Annotated in this window: 19 protein-coding genes; 8 read left to right on the top strand and 11 right to left on the bottom strand. The window is 34.8% G+C overall.

Features of this window, described 5'->3' with window-relative positions; genetic code table 11:
• Window positions 1–28 precede the first annotated feature (28 nt).
• The 6 genes from GQN54_RS12610 to GQN54_RS12585 all read right to left on the bottom strand — a co-directional run bounded on the left by GQN54_RS12610 (window position 29) and on the right by GQN54_RS12585 (window position 5,804).
• Entirely contained in the window at window positions 29–1,561 is a 1,533-nt protein-coding gene (locus tag GQN54_RS12610; protein WP_160633914.1) for a dihydrolipoyl dehydrogenase family protein, read from the bottom strand.
• Between the two features lie 151 nt (window positions 1,562–1,712).
• Window positions 1,713–2,531 (bottom strand): FKBP-type peptidyl-prolyl cis-trans isomerase, encoded by an 819-nt coding sequence (locus tag GQN54_RS15500; protein WP_160633913.1) that lies wholly within the window; start codon window positions 2,529–2,531, stop codon window positions 1,713–1,715.
• Window positions 2,531–3,406, bottom strand: coding sequence for an FKBP-type peptidyl-prolyl cis-trans isomerase (locus tag GQN54_RS15330; RefSeq protein ID WP_207554900.1), 876 nt, complete (start codon window positions 3,404–3,406; stop codon window positions 2,531–2,533). The genes GQN54_RS15500 and GQN54_RS15330 overlap by 1 nt, the downstream gene beginning before the upstream one ends.
• A gap of 1 nt (window position 3,407) precedes the next feature.
• A complete protein-coding gene (locus tag GQN54_RS12595; RefSeq protein ID WP_160633912.1) occupies window positions 3,408–4,259 on the bottom strand; it encodes an FKBP-type peptidyl-prolyl cis-trans isomerase in 852 nt (283 codons plus the stop codon).
• Window positions 4,256–4,810 (bottom strand): FKBP-type peptidyl-prolyl cis-trans isomerase, encoded by a 555-nt coding sequence (locus tag GQN54_RS12590; protein ID WP_160633911.1) that lies wholly within the window; start codon window positions 4,808–4,810, stop codon window positions 4,256–4,258. Before GQN54_RS12590 ends, GQN54_RS12595 begins: the two co-directional genes overlap by 4 nt.
• Complete coding sequence (locus GQN54_RS12585; RefSeq protein ID WP_160633910.1) at window positions 4,794–5,804, bottom strand: DHH family phosphoesterase; 1,011 nt, start codon at window positions 5,802–5,804, stop codon at window positions 4,794–4,796. The genes GQN54_RS12590 and GQN54_RS12585 overlap by 17 nt, the downstream gene beginning before the upstream one ends.
• A 175-nt stretch (window positions 5,805–5,979) precedes the next feature.
• Here GQN54_RS12585 and GQN54_RS12580 point away from each other — a divergent pair, with 175 nt between their 5' ends.
• Window positions 5,980–7,275 (top strand): DEAD/DEAH box helicase, encoded by a 1,296-nt coding sequence (locus GQN54_RS12580; protein WP_207554899.1) that lies wholly within the window; start codon window positions 5,980–5,982, stop codon window positions 7,273–7,275.
• A 32-nt stretch (window positions 7,276–7,307) separates the two neighbouring features.
• Here the strand turns inward: GQN54_RS12580 and GQN54_RS12575 are convergent, their stop codons facing one another.
• Entirely contained in the window at window positions 7,308–7,475 is a 168-nt protein-coding gene (locus GQN54_RS12575; protein WP_160633909.1) for a hypothetical protein, read from the bottom strand.
• 174 nt (window positions 7,476–7,649) lie between these two features.
• Between GQN54_RS12575 and GQN54_RS12570 the strand changes: the two genes are divergently transcribed.
• From GQN54_RS12570 to GQN54_RS12560, 3 genes are read left to right on the top strand one after another with little or no spacing between them, the layout of a single operon-like run.
• The gene (locus GQN54_RS12570; RefSeq protein ID WP_160633908.1) at window positions 7,650–8,234 is read left to right on the top strand and encodes a hypothetical protein; all 585 of its coding nucleotides are present in this window, start codon (window positions 7,650–7,652) and stop codon (window positions 8,232–8,234) included.
• Window positions 8,227–8,667, top strand: a complete 441-nt coding sequence (locus GQN54_RS12565; RefSeq protein ID WP_160633907.1) for an acyl-CoA thioesterase — start codon at window positions 8,227–8,229, stop codon at window positions 8,665–8,667. Before GQN54_RS12570 ends, GQN54_RS12565 begins: the two co-directional genes overlap by 8 nt.
• A gap of 40 nt (window positions 8,668–8,707) precedes the next feature.
• Complete coding sequence (locus tag GQN54_RS12560; RefSeq protein WP_160633906.1) at window positions 8,708–9,190, top strand: DUF6495 family protein; 483 nt, start codon at window positions 8,708–8,710, stop codon at window positions 9,188–9,190.
• Here the strand turns inward: GQN54_RS12560 and GQN54_RS12555 are convergent.
• Window positions 9,187–10,425: a glycosyltransferase gene (locus tag GQN54_RS12555; RefSeq protein ID WP_160633905.1), complete on the bottom strand. Its 1,239-nt coding sequence runs from the start codon at window positions 10,423–10,425 to the stop codon at window positions 9,187–9,189. The two genes, GQN54_RS12560 and GQN54_RS12555, sit on opposite strands and share 4 nt — an antisense overlap.
• Window positions 10,426–10,429: 4 nt before the next feature.
• The gene (gene pdxH, locus GQN54_RS12550) at window positions 10,430–11,077 is read right to left on the bottom strand and encodes a pyridoxamine 5'-phosphate oxidase (protein WP_160633904.1); all 648 of its coding nucleotides are present in this window, start codon (window positions 11,075–11,077) and stop codon (window positions 10,430–10,432) included.
• Between the two features lie 134 nt (window positions 11,078–11,211).
• On the opposite strand from pdxH, the gene GQN54_RS12545 reads away from it, so the two are divergent.
• Genes GQN54_RS12545 through tamL form a run of 4 tightly spaced genes read left to right on the top strand, consistent with a single transcriptional unit; the run spans window position 11,212 to window position 20,131 of the window.
• Window positions 11,212–11,808, top strand: coding sequence for a YqgE/AlgH family protein (locus GQN54_RS12545; protein ID WP_160633903.1), 597 nt, complete (start codon window positions 11,212–11,214; stop codon window positions 11,806–11,808).
• A gap of 47 nt (window positions 11,809–11,855) precedes the next feature.
• Window positions 11,856–12,743: a YihY/virulence factor BrkB family protein gene (locus GQN54_RS12540; RefSeq protein WP_160633902.1), complete on the top strand. Its 888-nt coding sequence runs from the start codon at window positions 11,856–11,858 to the stop codon at window positions 12,741–12,743.
• Between the two features lie 27 nt (window positions 12,744–12,770).
• Window positions 12,771–17,822 (top strand): translocation/assembly module TamB domain-containing protein, encoded by a 5,052-nt coding sequence (locus GQN54_RS12535; RefSeq protein ID WP_160633901.1) that lies wholly within the window; start codon window positions 12,771–12,773, stop codon window positions 17,820–17,822.
• The gene (gene tamL, locus GQN54_RS12530) at window positions 17,819–20,131 is read left to right on the top strand and encodes a translocation and assembly module lipoprotein TamL (RefSeq protein WP_160633900.1); all 2,313 of its coding nucleotides are present in this window, start codon (window positions 17,819–17,821) and stop codon (window positions 20,129–20,131) included. The genes GQN54_RS12535 and tamL overlap by 4 nt, the downstream gene beginning before the upstream one ends.
• Here tamL and GQN54_RS12525 read toward each other — a convergent pair.
• Both GQN54_RS12525 and GQN54_RS12520 read right to left on the bottom strand, forming a co-directional pair.
• A complete protein-coding gene (locus GQN54_RS12525; protein WP_160633899.1) occupies window positions 20,128–20,523 on the bottom strand; it encodes a DoxX family protein in 396 nt (131 codons plus the stop codon). The two genes, tamL and GQN54_RS12525, sit on opposite strands and share 4 nt — an antisense overlap.
• On the bottom strand, window positions 20,523–20,885 hold the full coding sequence (locus GQN54_RS12520; RefSeq protein ID WP_160633898.1) for a hypothetical protein: 363 nt from the start codon (window positions 20,883–20,885) through the stop codon (window positions 20,523–20,525). The genes GQN54_RS12525 and GQN54_RS12520 overlap by 1 nt, the downstream gene beginning before the upstream one ends.
• Window positions 20,886–20,905 lie beyond the last annotated feature (20 nt).

The raw sequence follows: 20,905 nt of genomic DNA, 5'->3' as shown, positions 1-20,905 counted from the left end.
GCATAATTTAAGGTTATATTGATAAATTCTATTTACTACTATCTAATTCATGGATATCTTTCGGAGCGGCATTCGCCTTTATCACGTTTAATGGAATACGTTCTCCATTTACCAAACGATAACATTTTAATTTATCTTTAAATACCGAAGACTTGTATATACTCTTGCCCAGCAACATTCTTACACATTCTTGAATTCCTTCAACAATTGAAGGATGAGGATGTATCATATGTGCTAGTTCGTCAATACCTTTTCCCATATACATCAATAACGCTATTGATTGAATCGCACTAGAGGCATGTTCTCCAACTGCACGCATTCCCAATACCTTCATTTCATCATCATCAGAAACAATAATTTTAAAGAAACCATTGGTTTTACGCATTGCAATAGCTCTTGCTATTGTGGAGTAATCCACTTTTGATACTCGAATAGGAATATTTTGCTCAATAGCCTGCTGAACATTGATACCAACCGCAGCAACTTCCGGGTTTAAGAACATGATAGTGGAGATATTTGAATATTGAATAGGCTTAACAGGAAAATCAGCAAACATTTTTACTACGGCATGTCTCGCTTCACGTTCTCCAACATTTACTAATGCCAAGTTTCCGGATACATCACCAACAGCATAAATATGTGGAATATTGGTCTGGGTGTCATTATCTCCAATGTGAACACCTCTTTTACTCATCGCAATTCCAGCATTATCCAAATTTAAATTTTCAATATTTGGAACCCTACCAATAGATAACATTGCCTTTTCAACTTGAATCACCTCTCGCGTTCCATCATTGTTTTCCAACTCATATTCCACCCCACCATTTTTGTGTTCCATTCTGATTAGTTGGGAACCTCTATGCACCACAACCCCGTTTTCTTCCAAATTAGTAGCCACCATATCAGCTACGTCATCGTCTTCAAACGGAAGGATTCTTTCTGCTTTATCAATTAAATACACTTTCGTTTGACCAAAGTTGGAAAACATAGCGGCAAACTCACAGCCAATCACCCCTGCACCTAAAATCACCATACTTTTAGGAAAGCTATCAATGTGTAGGATTCCATCAGAAGTAAGAATATTTTTCTCGTCGACATCTATTCCAGGAATAACTCTTGGGCGACTACCTGTTGCAATTAAAGTGTGATCAGCAAAAACAACAACATTTTCCCCATTTGGTTTGCAAATATTTATCTCTTTAGCTGTTAGGAAGCTCGCTTCCCCTCTTTCATAGGTTATTAAATCCGTTTCAGAATGGATTATTCTTAAGTGACAAGAAAGTTGAAATTTTCGCTCAAATAAAGCTTCTTCAATGATTTTTTTGACTTCGTCAAAAGTCATATCAATGCGTCTATCTTGACCGATGGTTTCTCGCACTGTTCTTATTTTATTAGACAGCTCCCACATTGTTTTAGAAGCTAGCGCACCGTCATAAATTCCGTAACCTCCTAATTTTGATTTCTCAACTAAGATTACTTTTTTACCAAAATCTATAGCTCTCATTGCGGCGGCATAACCTGCAGGACCACCTCCAATTACACATAAGTCATATTTTTCCATGAACAAATCAGCTAATTCATAATAAAAAACTCTTCTCTTTCAAAGGTATGCATTCATTTTTAAAATCAATAAATTGAAATTAAAACATTAAACACTTCATTGTTGATAGTGTTCTATAAAAAAAGGTCTCGGATAATCCGAGACCTTTTTTTTATTTTATGTCCATCAATACCACATCAAATATTAATGTGGCGTTTGGCGGAATAACTCTGCCTGCTCCCCGTTCACCATAAGCAAGAGAAGCTGGAATAATCAATCGTGCTTTATCTCCTTTGTGCATTTTAAGAATGGCTTCATCCCACCCTTTTATTACACTGCCGTTTCCAACAGGAAACTCTATTGGCTTTCCTCTATCTACTGAGGAGTCAAAAAGTGTTCCATCCATCAGATAGCCTGAATAGTCTACCGACACCATTTGTCCTCTATTGGGTTGAATACTGTCAATATTCTCAACTAACTTAATCATTTTTAGACCTGAAGGAAATGATGTGGTATCCATTCCTTTTACATCAAATGGTTTGGCTCCGTCCTTGACAGACAAAACATCGACATCAAATATTAGGGTTGAATTAGCAGGGATTATACCTTGAGCTTGACTTCCATACCCAATACTAGGAGGAATTGTAAATGTGGCTTTATCACCTACTCTCAAGTAGCTTAAACCTTCATCCCATCCACTAATTACCATTCCTCCGCCTACTTTAAAAGTAAAGGGGTCATTTCTATCCTTTGAAGAATCAAATTGGGTACTGTCTGTCAAAAATCCAGTATAATGGACGGTCACTACTTTTCCGGAGTCTACTGCTTCTCCTGAACCTAGTTCATTCAAAACATAGCTTAATCCTGATGGAGTACTAATGACTTTACCAATCTCTCTAGTGTCTTTCTTTGGAGAATTTCCTTTAAATACAGCACAAGAGGTCAATGCCGTAAGCCCAATCGATAAAGATAAAAATGCTAGTTTTTTCATTAGTCGACAACTTCAATTAACTCCACTTCAAACATCAAAGTAGAAAAACCAGGAATTGGGCCATTATCCTGAGGGCCATAAGCTAAGCTTGAAGGAATTAACAATTTAGCCTTACCACCTTCTTTCATCATGGCTACACCTTCATCCCATCCTCTAATTACGTTTCCAACACCTAATTGAAATTCAAAAGGCTCTCCTCTATCAACAGAAGAATCAAATTTAGTTCCATCTAAAAACATTCCTGTGTAGTGTACTTTCACTGTTTTACCGGCCTCTGCTGCTTTACCAGTACCTTTCTTCTCAGAAATAAAATACAATCCTGATGCGGTTGGCTCAGTGGTAATTTGATTAGATTCGATATAAGACGCTAAAGCTTCTTGTTCTTTTAATGCTTTTTGTGCATTTCCCGCTTCCGCTTTTTGTCTAGCTTCTTCCTCAGATTCAACCTCATTTAATTTTACAGTAAAATATAAAACTTCAGCCGAATCAATAAATTCAGGCATAGGAGCTCCAACAGTCTTAGTAAAGAAATCATAAGCTCGAGTGATGATTACAGCACTATCCCCTACTCTTAAAGTTCTAAAACCATTCATGATGTCTCCAACAAATGCAGCTGTATCTAACTGTAAACGAAATGGTGCACCGTTATCCGCCGTATTCATCAAGGTAGAATCTTTGGTACCATATTTCAAACTCATAGTCAAGATGTCTCCTTTCTGAGCTTCTCTTGATCCTTCTACTCTATTTTCATATTTGATGTATAAACCATCTTCTAACTTTGTAAAACCTGGAAATTCTGCTTTCTCACCACATGCTACAATAGCTGATGATACTACTAATCCTGCTGCAATGCTCTTAAAAAATTTGTTTTTCATTTTAATTTTTGTGTGTTACTTTTTTTATGAAAATATTATATACTACTGGAGTGTATGGAGGGACAATTCCTTTTACCGCCCCCTCTGCTCCAAAAGCAAGTTGCGAAGGTAATATAATTTTCACACTTTCCCCTTCTGATAAACCTTTAATTCCTTGCTCTATTCCACTGATAACTTGGTCGCTCATTCCATAGACTATCTCTAAAGCCTTATCTCCTTTTTTAGAGTCAAATACATACCCATTTAAAAATTGGCCTTGATATTCTAGAGTCACCTTATCACCATAACTAAGCGGTGGATTAGTGGTCTTAATTTCTGATTTTATATATATTCCTTGATCATGAAGATAAGCCGCATTATCAACCTGTTTTGATAAATATTGCGCAATAAGACGCTCCTCTTCATTTAATCGTTTTCCTAGATTCTCCATTAGCGTGTTCTTAACTTCCTCTGAGTCTATAAAATCAATAGCCCTGATCCGAAGTTCTAAGATATCATTGCTATTTTCCTTTAAAGGATCAAAGCCAAATGATTCAAACAAAATACTTTCTTTAGTTTGAAGATGAAAGGAGTCGCCTAAGTGCAAGCGATTTAAAGCTGGAAAGAGTGGAGATGAGGCATAATATTCAATAAAATATGGAAAATCGGGCACATAATGAATAGTATCTCCAGCGGTATCAGCGATTGTAATGTAACACAATAAATATTGATCTAATTTTAAAGAATCAGAATAGTCTTCAAACGCTATTAACTTAAATTTTGAACCATCCGACAAAACATCAATCTCTTTCTTAGGACTTTTACAAGCTGCTAAAAGGGACACAAGAATTAGAATCCAAATACCATTTTTCATCTTACTGCAAGTAGTTCAATTGTGTATATTAAGGTTGATTGCGGTGGAATTCCTTTTCGATCTCCACTCATGCCAAAAGCTAAATGTGGTGGCATAATAAATTCGGCCTTTTCTCCGACCTTCATTAATTGTAAGGCTTGATGTAAGCCTGTTTCCACATCTGATTTTTCAATAAAAAATTCTAAGTTTCTACCTTTTTCGTACTCCATAACTGGCTCTCCATCTAGAAAACGAATGGTGTAATTTATTTTCACTTGATCTCCGACTTTAGGAATCACTCCAACTCCTTCGGTAATGACAGCATGGCGTAAACCCGTACCCGTTGTTTCATAAATAAAGTTAGAGCTGTCAATATAATGTTGTATTTGGTCGTCTGATTTCTGAATGAACTTTTTATGAGATTCAATCATAGCTTCCTCAAATTCCTTTTTGCTAGAATATTGGATTTCTTGTTTCTGCTCTTGACTATTACAAGACGAGATTAAAAAGCTAAAAACTGCCATTATCGATACCCACTTCATGGCATTATGTATTTTAATTGGGAAATTCATTTTTTAAAATTTCAATTAACCGCTCAACAGTCTGATCTAAAGAAATATGCGAAATACCTCCAGCTGCATTTACATGCCCACCACCTTCAAAATACTGATTAGCAATGCTATTTACAGCGATATCACCTTTAGACCTGAATGACATTTTCACTTTATCATCTTTAGAAGAGAGAAAAACGGAAACTTTTATCTCTTGAATCGACAGTGGATAATTTACAATCCCTTCGGTATCTCCCTTTTGGTATTCAAACCGCTGTAATTCCTCCTCTGACAAGGCTATAATAGAAAATCCATGTTCTTTAAACAATTGCATTTTATCACTGATGGCATATCCCAGAAGCCTTAATCGCTGTTCAGTAGAACTATCGTAAACATTTCTATGAATGGCTGCATTGTCAATTCCTGTAGCGATTAAATTGGCAATTACATGATGAGTTGAGGCAGTAGTTGAAGAAAAGCGGAATGAGCCGGTGTCTGTCATTATCCCCACATAAAGTGCTTGAGCTATTGCCTGATTAAGCAAATGAAGGTGTGGCGTTTGAGCAATCAATTCATAGATTAACTGTGCAGTAGAACTGGCATCAGTCTCAATGTACTCATATGCTGCGAAGTGCTCTGGCTCTTGATGATGGTCAATATTAAACTTTTTCGCATTTGAATGGGTTAACAGTTCGGTTAAATCGCCAACTCTATTCAATCCATTAAAATCTAGACAAAACAACCAGTCCGCATTTTCAATAGCTGCGGTAGCTTTCGCTTTATGGTATTCAAAATTGATAATTTGATCACTTCCTTCCAACCAATTTAGAAAGCTAGGTGGACGATCTGGAGTAATAACACTACAACTGTGCCCCAATTGATTAAGAAAATGAAATAATCCTAAAGAAGATCCAATAGAATCGCCATCAGGAGATTTATGAGAAAGTATACAAATGCGTTGTTTTTCTCCAATTAATTCACTGAAGTGACCTAAGTCAACGTTTTTAAAATCCATCCTTCAAAAATAGGATAAAATCAAGCAATTCCAGAAATTGAAGAATAAGTTTCAAGTTTTCTAACCCCGATTAAATCCATAATTAACTTAAAGTAGCTTATAAATTTCGATAGATTGAAAAGGTTGTTCTTATCTAACGAATTATCCGTAATTTCACGGCAAAAATATTTGCACTTTGAATTTTACTGATTTTGGCTTACATCCTTCTGTAAACGAGGCCCTCGAAGCGATGGGTTTTGAAAACCCTACACCTGTTCAAGAGAAAGCCATCCCCGAAATACTAAAAATGAATGACGTCATCGCATGTGCCCAGACAGGTACAGGTAAGACAGCAGCATTTCTATTGCCGATTATCCACAAAATAGCAAGTGGGGAAGGCGGCAATCTTAATACCATTATTATTGCTCCGACCCGAGAATTAGCGCAACAAATTGACCAACAACTGGAGGGATTTAGTTACTTCAGTGGAATTAGTTCTATTGCGATTTATGGAGGAGGTACTGGAAGTGTTTTCGACCAAGAAAAAACCGCACTTACTAGTGGAGCGGATATAATAGTAGCCACTCCTGGACGACTATTGTCTCACCTCAATCTTGGTTATGCCAAATTAGACAATGTGAAACATTTGATTCTCGACGAAGCAGATCGAATGATGGACATGGGCTTTAATGATGACATTAAGAAAATTATAGAGTACCTTCCAAAGAAGAAGCAAACCATTATGTTTTCTGCAACAATGCCTCCAAAAATTAGAAGTCTTGCCAAAGAAAGCATGGTGAATCCTGTTGAAATTAGCATCGCTATTTCTAAAATGGCTGAAGGAGTTGTTCAAGAAGCCTACTTGGTAGATGACGATCAAAAAATAGGTCTGTTGGAGAATCTAATTAAAGGTAAAAAGGACCTCAGAAGCATTGTCATCTTTACATCAAGAAAAGTGAATGTAAATGATATTAAACGAAACCTTAGAAAACTTGGACTAGATGCTGATGGTATACAATCAGATTTGGATCAAAAAGAAAGAGAAGAGGTTTTAAGACGTTTTAAAAATCAGAAATTAAAGATATTGGTAGGTACTGATATAATTTCAAGAGGGATAGATATTGATAGTATTGACTTGGTGATCAACTATGATGTACCTGGAGATGCAGAAGACTATGTTCACCGTGTTGGTAGAACAGCTAGAGCTCAATCTACCGGAACCGCTTGGACGTTCATCAATGGTAGAGACATATACAACTTCAAGAAAATTGAGCAATTAATTGGAATTGAAGTGCCTAAAATTAAATTACCTGAAGGATTTAAAGAAGGTCCTAAATATGACACGGGGAATGAGAACCCCAAACCTAAGAATAAGAAGAAAAACAATAGAAACAAGAAGAAGACTTTTAAACCTAAAGGTAAAACGACTCCCACTGCAGACGGAGAGAAAAAAATTGCCTACCCTATGAAGAAAAAGCCCAAACAAGAATAAAAAAAGCGCATTGTGAAATGCGCTTTTCTGTTTTAGTTCCCTATTTCCTTTTTCATCAAAACGACAATAGCATTGCTATTCTCACTGCTGATGGAAACTGCAACCCATCCTTCAGCCGCTAACTCATTGATGCGTCCTTCAAACTTTTCAATACTTTCGAAAAGCCCTTTTTTAATGATTCTATAAGTCAGTTTTGGCATTTTTTTACTATTAAATTATGCACTAAAAGTAGAATAAATTCTTTACATGTTCTCTCGGTTTATCCGTTGTTGGAAATTATTTTTTAGTCCATTGTAAGTTGTTTTAATGCATGAAGAAATCAAATAGTTGAACGCTGTTTGAATCTTCACTACTTTTGCATAAAATCAATTCTATTGCAGTTTTCAGAAAAAGAACTTCAGGTTATTCAAAATCAATCTTTTTTTAAAGTTAAAGCAACAGCGACAGAAAAAATTGCGCAACAATTTGCTAAAATTGCTGATAAGTTAACTACTATTTATCAACAATTTGCCCCTAATATAGCTTATTCGCCGGCGCAATTACAATCCAAAATTAGCAAGGGAGAAAATTTACAACAACTTCCTTTTTTAATTTTAGATTTTCCTAGATACTTTACTACTGAGAAAGTGTTTTCTTTCAGGTTGCTATTTTGGTGGGGAAAAGGGTTTACTCTATTTCTTCATCTGAAAAATAAAGAATTGCCCAGTATTTTAGAGAAAATACAAACACTATCCCCTACAGTTGGATTAGAGGATACATTTTTTAGTTTTAATGGTGACGAATGGAATCACGATATAGAATCAGAGAATTACCATAATTTAACCGTTCTTAAAACAATTCAACACATTGACTTTATTAAATTTGCATGGCACTTACCTCTAAAACAACACTCTGAATTAGAGAGCTTTATTACAAACAAAACAACACAAATCTTAGAAATACTTTCCAATCATGAGTAAAATTGACCTTTCTCTTTTCAAACATACTACTACATTCTCTGTCCGTTTTATGGATTTAGACGCATTAAACCATGTTAATAATGCTCGCTATTTGAATTATCTAGAAGAAGCTAGAATAAAGTACTCTAATGATGTATTGAACACTTACAAGTCAATCAGTGAGTTAACTGTATTGGTAGCGAGGGTAGAAATAGACTACCTATTTCCTATTGAGTTTGGCAGTATGGTAAAAGTATACACTAGAGTCAATAGATTAGGAACCAAAAGTTTTAGTTTTGAATGTGTCATCTGTGGCATTAAAGAAGAAAAAGAAGTCATTGCTGCTCATTCCATAGTAACATTGGTAAGTTTTGATGCGAAAACAGGAAAGTCGGTTGAAATTTTGCCTGAATTTAAAGAAAAGATAAAATCCTTTGAAGGGAATTTAGATTAAGTTTTATTTTTAGCTGATTATTTTTAACTTTCTCTTCCATATGAAGTACAGATACCTTACAGATGATGAATTAAAACTATTAGAAAAAGACTTTATTCAGTTTTTAATCGCTAATGGTATTGACAACGATGAATGGGTAAGAATCAACAAAGAAAATAAAGACAATGCGCTTGAAATCGTAGGTCTTTTTAGCGATGTAGTCATTCAGAAGGCCCTAGAAAATGTTTCCTATTTGGAGCATAGGACACCCAAAAGCTTAAAATTATTTCATTGTAAGAAGGAACAAATTTCATTGATTGGACTGGATATAGATGAAGCGAGTAGTCTCGATTTTACCGTAAAAGATAGCGCTGAGAATGCTCTAGATGCTGGAACCGATGCCATTAAAAGCTATAAAACCTCCAAAAAATACGCAGGAAGTCGCGAAGAGGAGTTATTCAAAATGATGGATGCTGGATGCTACATTGTGGATGGTAAATTTTACAATAGTTTGAATCATTTGAGAAAAGTAAGACAGAATTAATTAAAATCTATTACTCTATAAGTTCTCAGCAAATCAGTATTATTAACGGAAACATTATTCTGTTTTAAATCGATCAACAATTGATGAGCTACTAAATTGATGGGTTGGTTTGGATAAAATTCATCCCTAGCGAAATGTACAAACTTTAATAATTGAAAGGCATCAAACCAAGCATAAAATCTCTTAACAAAGGTGGTTAAACTTGCTGACTCTCTTTTGATTTCTAACAATTTTGAAATTAAATTTTCTTCTTTAAAAAAGCACTTAATAGCAACAGGAAGCCGCACTATTTCATCGAAAGATTCATAAAATTTAGGAACCATACTTGTCAATTCTTTTAAATCATAAAAGGATTGCATATTGTATGTCAACAAATGATCAACAGATCCGTTTACTCTTTCCCCTATAGCTCTACCAGTGCCAAATGGAACTCTATCCGAAACACGGGGTGATGGATATACACACGTAGAATTCAATTCATAAATCGGTCCCAATTGAATAAACTTTTGCATAAAGTAGAAGTCTTCTCCTGCTTTTCGCTTATTCATTCCTCCTTGTTTGCAATAATCCATTACACTGACAGCCATTGAAGAACCTACAGTATGATACCCGTATGGCAATCCAGCGAAAGCAATGGCATTTTTATACACTCTTAAATGCAATTCGTAATCGGTAATATAGTCGTAAATCCTTTGATCAAATTCCACTCCAGATAAAGGATGCTCAAATCGTATGCTCATTGCTTTTGGAGCGTACTTTTTGAAGGCATTTTCTATTTCAATTAAATAGTTGGGAGCGCATGTACAATCTGCATCAAAGCAGACTATGATACCCTTATCTTGTTTGATTTTAGCAAAGCGAGAAACGGCTTCATCCATCCCCATCTTTCGAGCTAGACCCACACCTGCATGTTTTTGGGGCAAATCATTATTCAAGATATAGTGAAAATCAAGTTCTCCTGAATAACTCGCCACAAATTTTTCAATTATATTGACTATGTGTAGATTCTGTTGCTTTACATTTTCTGATGCCTGTTCAGAAGCATTTATCACTAATATTACTTCCACCCCATTGTTAGTTGCTTCACAATTAGATAAAGCCTTTAATGTGGACAGAATATCTGGTTCGTTGTGCACAGGAATCACAACCGACAATAGAAGGTTCTGCGACGGCGGTGAACTAATAAAATCAGAATATACGCGCTGTTTGGAAAGGTAGCTATCTAAAACACTCATAAAATTAAGGTGCCAGACGATCAACTGTCCAAACTCCATTTACTTTCTCAAAATGCAAACGATCGTGCAAACGAGACGGCCTACCCTGCCAGAATTCATAAGTTTCAGGAATGATACAATATCCTCCCCAATGATCAGGACGAGGCACAGGTTGACCTTCGAATTTTTTTATAAAGTGAGCTACATTTTCTTCTATTGTAACTCTAGAGGCGATCTTAGAACTTTGATTGCTCGCCCATGCCCCGATTTGGCTTTCTCTCGGTCTTGAGTTAAAATAATCGTCGCTAACTTTTGGAGAAACCTTTTCAGCTTTACCAGAAATGCGCACTTGACGATCTAAATCTATCCAATAAAAATTGACAGCTACATCCTGTCTGTGTGCAATGTCACTCCCTTTTTTAGAATTATAATTTGTAAAAAAAGTCAATCCATTTTCATCAAAATCTCGTAGCAATACAACTCTAGAATCAGGTTTCCCATTTTGAACTGTAGAAAGTACAAAAGCGTTAGGGTCTTTATGTTGTTTCTCAAATGCATCTTTGATCCATGCTTGCATTATTTCAACAGGATTATTGGGAACATCTGAAAAATCTAATGTCCCGAAGTTGAAATCACGACGAACCGATTCTACTTTTTTTCTAATATCAGCCATATACATCTGTTTTTATCATTTCATCGTTTAGAAATGATCAATTATTCACCTCTGTAAAGGTCGGAAGAAATAAAAACTGGAAAAAATTAAAAGCAATAATTTTCAGAATTATTACATTTGAGAAAACCTTGAAAATGGAATTAAATCCTTTAAATTATAGTATCAAGAAATTGAATGCGTTGCCTTTGGAAAAAGGACGGCTATTAATTGCGGAACCATTCATGCAGGACCCTCATTTTAAGCGGTCTATTGTGTTCATTTGTGAGCATAATAGTGATGGTACAGTAGGTTTGGTTATCAATAAAACTGTTGGCCTTCAAATAAATGAAGTGTTAGAAGACTTTCCTCCCTTTGATGCAGAAGTATTTTTAGGAGGTCCTGTTCAAGCGCAACGTTTGTTTTTTATTCATAAAAAAGGAGATTTAATACCTAAAAGCATACTTGTTCAAGGCGATATCTATTGGTCAGGAGAGTTTAGCATTTTAAAGGAATTAATACAAAAGGGACTGATTACACCAAACGACATCCGTTTCTTTTTAGGCTACTCAGGTTGGGAGCCTGAACAAATCATAGGCGAGCTTAAAGAAGAGTCATGGTTGATTTCTCCATCATCTAGTGAGTTGCTTTTTGGCGAAACTGATCCTGACGATTTATGGGCAGCAGTATTAAAAGAAAAAGGAGACCAGTTTGCAATGATGGCCAATTTTCCAGAAGATCCCTCTTTTAATTAGCATTTCATCCATTTGCACTAAATTTGCGTTTTATTTAATTCCAGTTAATGTCTATATTTCAAGTCATTCTTGTTTCTATAAAGGAATATAAAAACCATAACCCTCTTGCTTTAGCATCGTCTACCGCCTTTTTCTCTTTATTTGCGCTTCCTCCAATATTAATTATCATTAGTAAGGTTTTGGGCTCTGTTACTTCTCCTGACCTAATCAGTGGTGAGTTGTTTCATCAACTTTCCAGTTACTTTGGTGATAAAACCGCCAGTCAAATAAAAGTGGTTTTTGAAAACTTTCAATCCATTGCAGATGCTCCCTTCACCTCTATTCTCGTTTTTTTATTTTTAATGTTTGTTGCCACGACCTTATTTAAATTAATCAAAGATTCCATCAATCAGTTGTGGGGTTTTAAACCCAAAGCAAACCAACCGTTTTTAACTGCCATTTTTGAACGATTAATCTCATTCGTTCTTCTAATAGTTGCCGGTGTGATATTCTTACTTTCTTTATTATCCGATACGTTTTTGACATTTCTAGGAAGTTTTATTGCTCAATACAATCCCGATTTTAACATACTATTAATCAAAAGTATCAATGCCTTATTTTCTATTTTTTCTATTTCTCTTTGGTTTAGTCTACTTTTTAAAGTGCTTCCTAATGCGAGTATAAAAATCAAACCTGCATTAATTGGAGGTTTTTTTACTTCAATCCTCTTTACCTTAGGAAAGTTTATTTTGGGTAGAGTTTTAATCAATAGTAATATAGATTCCATCTTTGGTGCATCTGGAAGTGTTGTTTTGTTGTTGTTATTTGTTTTTTATTCTTCCTTAATTTTTTATTTTGGTGCAGTATTTACCTCTAAATATGCAGCATCCATTCAACAAGAAGTAAAGCCAGGGTTTTATGCTGTGAAAGTGAACACAAGTGAAGTAAAATTGTAGTTACAATGGCACTCAACTTGTATGGTATTGTATACATTAAACACCCAGAAATCATTGGTTACCCTTAAAAAAATCGCCCGTATTCTCCTCTTTATTCTTTTAGGGCTGATTGTCATTTTTGGAATTCTAGTGATTACTATTAGAACAGAAAAAGCACAAAACTTTATCACTCAAAAGACTATCTCATTTGTCGCAGAAAAAACGCAAACCAAGATAGCGTTAGAACATATTTACCTAGGATTCTTTGATTTGATCCAATTGCAGGGATTGTATGCAGAAGATTTGAATAAAGATACCCTTATTTACGCTCAAGAATTGAACGTATCCATCGACCTATTTTCATTAATGGGGAAAAAAATCAACATTTCATCCATAGAGTTGAAAAATTCCACAGTTAATTTGAGTACCAATGCCGATAATGGAGATTTCAACTTTCAGTTCTTTATTGATGCCTTTGCTAGTGAAGATACTTCAGCTGTTCAAGAGACTCCAACTGATAGCTCTTCTTCTTGGGGTTTTGGTGTTGATGAATTACACTTGTCAAATGTCCGATTTAGGATGAAAGACCCTTACAACGGAATAAATGTAAATACCCGAATTGGAGATTTGACCATTGACATGGATAAATTCGATTTAAACCGAGAAATTATTAAAGCTGAGTCCATTGAAATCAATCAATTAGATTTAATAGTGGAACTTTTTAAAGGAAACTCAACCGATATATCCCAAGATACTTCTGAACTAACTTATCAGTTTGGAGCGGAATCCATTTCTATTGACAAAAGTAATGTTATTTTTAAAGATCAACTGGGTGGAATTGATCTGAATACCAGCATAGGCAATCTAGAAATAGTAGTCAACGATTTTGACTTAATACATCAAAAAATAAACCTAGAGACGATCAAAATTGTAGATTCAAAACTAGACTTTAATCAAAGTGCTGTTGCTGAAAAAGAAACTAATAACGACTCTGCGATTTCAGCAAGTTCAGATTGGTTAGTGGATGTTGGAATGGTCAATTGGAAAGACTTTGAGTTCAACTACAATGATAATAATATCGCTCCAATAGAAAAAGGGATTGATTTTAGCCATTTAGGAATACTTATTAGCAGTTTGGAAGGAAGTAATCTACACTACAATGGAATCAAAGACATTACGGCTTCATTCAGCGACTTTCTGGTTACTGAAAAGAGCGGATTTGGAATCAATCAACTTCAAACGGATATTGCTTTAGAAGCTCAAAAAGCTACCCTTTCGAATTTGTTATTTAAAACCGCCAATGGAACTATTATCAAGGATTATGCTTCAATAAGTTTTAATAGTTTAGAAACGATAGGCGACGATTTAAATGCCTTAAATTTTGATATTCTACTAAACAACTCGAAAGTAGCAATTAATGACCTTTTTCACTTTAGCCCTGAACTTTCAGAAAACGAACTCCTAGCAAAAAACAATGGTCAAATTTTTACCATTAGTACTAACCTAAATGGCAATCTTCAGAATTTAAAGATTAACCAACTATTTTTTAGTGGTTATAGAGACACCAGAATATCTATCAACGGAATTGTAAAAGAGGTATTGGAAGTTGAACACTCCTACTTCGATTTGAAAATTAATACTATACATACGACTGAGAAAGATTTAAAAACAATGCTAGGCACGAATCTATTCCCTGAGGGGATTACTTTACCTAGACGAATCACTATAGATGGAAGCATAAAAGGGAACCAGAAAGATTTAGCCTCGACTCTAACACTTAAAAGTGACCTGACTAATGGAAGTATCGCACTGAACTTGACTAATACTACTGACAGTGTTGAAAATATAGCCTATAAAGCAGCATTGAAGTTCTCCAAAATAGAATTAGGGAAAATAATTCAAGACACTGCTTTTGGTGCAGTTAACCTAGAAGCCTACTTAGATGGACAGGGGGTTGATTTCGAAAATATTGAATCCATTGTTCGAGCAAACATCAACGAATTCACATATAATCGTTATACCTACAGCGATTTAGTAATCGATGGAAAACTAATGGACAAAACCTTCATGGGAAACGCATCCATGAACGACACCAATCTAATCTTTAAGTTTGATGGCTTAGTGAGTATGAATGATTCCATTCCAGAATATAAGTTTAAGTTAGATTTGGAAGGAATAGATATGCAAAGATTAAACTTGACTACCAATGATTATAGAATTCAATCAGCTATCACTGCAGACTTAACCGGAAATACCATTGACGATATAGTAGGAAACTTTCAAATCAAAGGATTTCAAATCAAACAAAATGAAGAGTTTTATCGAATAGACTCCTTACTATTTGTTTCTTTTAAAGATACTGCCAACTCGAATATCTCCATCGATTCTGATCTTTTAACTGGAAGTTTCAAAGGGAATATCGCATTTTCAGAATTGGGAAATTCTATGAAAAAGTTCTTTCAAGGATACTATAATGATACGATTAATTCCAGCTTAAATAGAGACAACCAAAAATTTGATTTTGAGCTTACATTGCGAAACAACCCCATATTAAGTGAAATACTACTCCCTGAATTACAAACCTTTGAAGGAGGATATATCAAAGGTGAATTTAACTCTAATCAAGATTTATTCAATGTAAATTTATCTGTTCCCAATGTAAATTATAGCGATGTACAAGTAGATAGTTTAAGTATTAATGTGCGCGCCAATAATAGACAACTGGATTATGAACTCAACTTACAGCGAGTATCCTATCAAGATTACTTATTGAAAAATATTGCATTTTATGGGCAGGCAGAGAATGATACTTTAACAAGCACTTTTCAGCAACTGGATGATAACGAATCTCTCAATTATTTTATTGAAGCTATAAGTTATCAAACCAGTGACGGAGTTGTCCTGAAGTTTTTAAACGACAATGTAATTCTTGACCAACAAAAATGGAAGATTAATGCAAAAAATGAATTTATATTTAGCGAGAATACACAAGTAAAAAACTTTAAACTCACTCACAAAAATGAATCCATTCAAATAAGCAATCCTAAAGAAAATACCAACGAATTAAAGTTTGATTTCAATGGATTTAAATTGGAAAACTTTCTCAATTTGGTAGAAAACACGAAGAGTGATTCTATCGAATTACTAACAGGGATTTTAAACGGAAGTTCAACTATTTGGACAACTAATGATGTTTTAAGATTCAAAGCCGACCTCAAATTGGATAGTTTGTATTTTCTAAACCAACCGGCCGGAAATCTCAGTATTTCAGCTAATCATGTTTCAAATATTATTGACTTTACTGGAGCACTGACAGGTTACGATAACGATGTTAACCTTGAAGGAAAATATACTGATTCTTTATCCACTTTTGATTTTAATGTAGACATCAAAAAACTACAGTTAAAAACGCTAGAATCATTTTCATTTGATCAGCTAAAAAGTTCTGAAGGATATTTATCCGGAAGTATTTCCTTAAAAGGCACCGCTGAAGATCCTATCGTCAAAGGATCGATAAAAATGAATAATGCCAAGCTCAGATCCACCTATCTCAATAGCTATTATACGATTGGTAATGATAAAATCACCTTCGACAAAAACACCCTTCGCTTTAATCATTTTACGGTAAAAGACAGCTCTGCCAACTCATTTTCCATTGATGGAAACATTGTGTTTAACACTATCGATCAATATAATTTTGATTTAGTCATTAAAAGCAAAAACTTCCAAGCGTTGAATACCAACAAAGAGGGAGACAACGACTTATTTTATGGGAAAGTATTGTTTAGCAGCAATATAAAAGTAAAAGGAAATCAAGACAAACCAATCATCAATGCGGACCTAAAACTTAATGAAGGAACAGATTTTACCTTTGTATTACCCAATGATGATCCTTCAGAAATAAGCCGTGAAGGAGTGGTGGTATTTGTAGATAAAAGCGAAGATCCCAACTCTATATTTGCGAGGGACAAATCATCAGATACGGCACAATCGAATATTTTAGGTTTAGATGTAACTGCACGTATAGAAATTGATGAAAAAACAAATTTCAATATTGTGGTCGATCCGATTGCCGGAGATAAGCTAAATTTATTGGGAGGTGGAGTTATCAATGCTCAAATAGATCAAAGTGGAAAAGTGACTTTGATAGGTAGATACATCATTAATAGTGGTTTTTATGACTTAACGTTATACGATGTGGTGAAACGAAAATTTGAAATTAAACCTGGAAGTTCTATCACTTGGTCAGGTGATCCTTTGGAAGCCGAAATGGACATATCAGCCATCTACAATGTGAAAGCCTCCCCTATCGATTTACTTAGTCAACAAAGTGCTGCTTTGAGCGAAAGTGAGCGATTGGCTTATCAAGAAAAACTGCCGTTTGATGTATATTTAATCATGAAAAATCAATTGATGAAACCCGACATTTCATTTAAAATTGACCTAGATGATGATGACAAAGCAGCGCTAAATGGAATAGTTTATGCGAAACTACAAGAACTTAATGAACAAGAAAGTGAATTGAATAAGCAAGTTTTTGCTTTGATTATTTTGAGAAGATTTATTGCATCTAATTCATTTAATGATCAAAATGATGGATCCAATTTGGCTCGAAACTCGGTTAGTAAAGTATTGAATCAGCAGTTGAATCGACTGTCAGATCGTTATGTTAAAGGTGTTAATCTTGAATTAAATGTCGACTCATACGAAGACTACTCTACAACATCTAATAGTTATGAAGGCCGAACTGAAGTTAATCTCGCTGTAAGTAAATCTTTTCTGAACGATAGAATTTCAGTGAAAGTAGGTGGTGATGTAGATATAGAAGGAGAACGAGCTAAAAGAAATACAGTTAGTGACTTTGCTGGAGACGTAACCATAGAATATTCCATTACTGAAGACGGCAGGTATAAAGCGAAACTTTATAGAGATAATCGATTTGAGGGAATTATAGAAGGAGACATAGTAGAAACAGGAGTCGCATTGATATACACTAGAGACTATGAAACGTTGAAACAGCTATTCAGAAAGCCTGAAAACTTAAAAGAAGAAGAGGAAATTGAATTGCCAGAAGAACCAATAAATGAAACTGAAGAATGAAAAGGCCACCTAAAAATAGATTTTCAGTACTACTCATTGGATTAATCTGCGTTTTTGGCTGCAGCAACACCAAATATTTAGAGGAAGGAGAAAAGTTATACACCGGTGCTACGGTAAAAATGGTAGATACCAAGGACAGTGAAATTCAAGGGGAAATTGAGGAGGTAATCGTACCTGTGCCCAACAAAAAGGCTTTTGGGTTATTTAGAGCCAAGTTATGGATCTATAACGTAGTGGGTGAACCCAAAAAGAAAAAAGGAATTAGATATAATTTGAGGACAAAAATTGGAGAACCTCCAGTACTTTTGAAAGATTTAAATGCAGAGCGTACAGTTTCATTAATTGAAAACCGACTCTACAATAATGGATATTTCTTTCCAAAAGTAAAATACAATGTAAACGTCAAAGAAAAAAAGAAAAGAGCCAACGTCACTTATTCCATAGATCCAGGAAAACAGTACAAAATAAATTCCATTACCTATCCAAAACCAGTTGATGAAATCTCAGCTACCATCAACAATGCTCAAAAAGAAAGCATTCTAAAAGTGGGTGCCGCCTACAATCTTGAAAACCTTAAAAATGAACGATCTAGACTGAACAATTATGTAAAGGATAGAGGATTCTTTTATTTCAATGAGGAATTTCTTTTGTGGGAGGTAGATTCTACATTAAGTGGTAAGGTAGATTTATTTCTGACCTTAAAAAAGAATATCGACAAAAAGAATCTAGAAGTATATAAAATCCATCAAGTTTATATTAATCCGCAATATGACTTAACGAAAGAAGATAACTTCAAAGATTATGACACCCTTCAAATAGACTCTACCTATTATTTAGAGAAAGACAGTACGTTTCGTCCAACAATAATAGTGGACGAATCAGCTTTTGAAAAAGGTAACCTATATTCCAGAAAATTGCACGATAGAACGATTAGAAAATATACCGGATTAGGTCCTTTTAAATTTGTGAATGTAAAATTTCAGGAGGATCCCAGCGATTATCATTTATTAAATACCTACATCAATTTAACTCCCCTTCCCAAAAAATCCATACGATTAGAAGTCTCAGCCACTTCTAAGTCCAATAATTTCGTTGGACCAGGCTTTGAGGCCAGTTTTAAGAATAGAAATTTATTAAAAGGTGCAGAATTATTGACACTAAATCTGAATTCAGGATTTGAAACCCAGATTACTAAAAATGCAAAAGGACTAAATTCTTATGAATTAGGTGCTGAATTAGAATTGAGTATCCCTCGTTTTCTAGTTCCTTTCAACATGATAAGTAGCTCTACTAGATACACCCCTAAAACTCGTTATAAATTTAATTATCGGTTGCTAAACAGAGTCCAATATTATCAAATGAATTCTTTCGGTGCTTCATTTGGATATCGATGGAGAGAGACAGAAACTAAGTCTCACGAGTACAACCCAATCAATATCAATTTCTTAAAATTATCGGATACCAAGACTGCATTTGATTCAATATTAGACGCTAACCCTTTGATTCGCAAAAACTTCGAAGAGCAATTTATTATTGGATCTACCTACTCTTATACCTTTGACAGTCGCTTAGAAAAAGAAAAAAGGCATAACTTCTATTTTCAAGGCAACCTCGATCTATCAGGAAACTTAGCACAATTAGTCACCGCCTCAATAAAAGGAGATGCGCCTTCTAATGAAAACAGTTATAAATTATTCGGCGCTACTTTTAGCCAATATGTTCGGACAGATATCAACTTTAAGTATTTGTTTAACATCGATGAAAACAATCAAATTGTGACTCGATTAATTGCTGGTGTTGGTGTGCCCATAGGTAATTCTTCCACATTGCCATACATTAAACAATTTTTCATAGGAGGATCCAATAGTATCCGAGCTTTTCAAGCTAGAACTTTGGGGCCAGGAACCTATAGTTTAAGTGAAGAAGAACAGGTAAATTCATTATTTTTAGATCAGTCGGGTGACATAAAATTAGAAGGGAATTTAGAATACAGATACGATATTATTAGCTTTCTAAAAGGTGCACTATTCGTAGATGCGGGAAATGTTTGGTTACTGAAAGAAGACCCTAACAAGCCAGGTGGAAAATTCGAAACCAATCAATTTATCAATGAAATTGCTGTGGGTACTGGTGCTGGCTTAAGAATTGACGCAACATTCTTTGTACTCAGGTTTGATTTGGCATTTCCACTGCGTAAACCTTCTTTACCTGAAGGTGACCGCTGGACATTTGACAGTATTCAATTGGGAGAAAAATCTTGGAGGCAAGACAATTTTGTGTTCAACATTGCTATTGGTTATCCATTCTAAACCTTTAATTTTGAATCGAGGCTCAGTTTACCAGGACCAGAAATTAGTAAAACTAAAAATGGTACGAGATATAGTAGAGCCATCTCTTTTTTAGCAAGAGGGTCTGCACCATGAATTATAAAAATCGCTACCCCCATTGTGATTATGATAGGTATGCTAGCATATCGTGTAAATAGGCCTATTGCAACTAAAACTGGGCAAAACACCTCCCCAAAAATTGTTAAGGCATAACTTATTTCACTTCCTACACCTATAGGGTCGGGAAAAGAATGAAACTTTTCTTCGAAGTCCAATACTTTCGGCCAACCATGGTTGAGAAACATCAGACTAGCAAAAGTTAAACGCAACAATAAGAGACTTAAGTCTATGTATTTAAGTTGAAAATTTTTCATTAATCAATATATTCCTTTTTAATTACCAGTGCATAGGTTCCATCATCCAACAATAAAAATCCTTGATCATATACATACTTGTAAACAGCACCATTTTTGGTCACATACTCACTCGTAAAATAATTAAAGTTAAAGCCTTTTGCCTTTAATTTTTCAGCTGTTGTCTTCGACTTTCCATTGGGATTCAGTTCTGCAAGTACTCTTCTATTCTTTCGTAAAATATAATTGGTGCTTCGTACAATTGAATTCGCGTCTTTATTCTGCCGATTATTATAGGTATTTCGACATTGATCAGAGCAAAACTTCTTATCTACTCGACCTTCAAACTCTTCTTGACATTCCAAACATTGCTTTATTTCCATTTTCTAAAAATAGGACATAT

Origin of the sequence: Acidiluteibacter ferrifornacis (genome assembly GCF_009909615.1) — a bacterium.
Taxonomy (GTDB): domain Bacteria; phylum Bacteroidota; class Bacteroidia; order Flavobacteriales_E; family Vicingaceae; genus Acidiluteibacter; species Acidiluteibacter ferrifornacis.
This window is presented reverse-complemented; position numbering and strand designations above follow the sequence as displayed.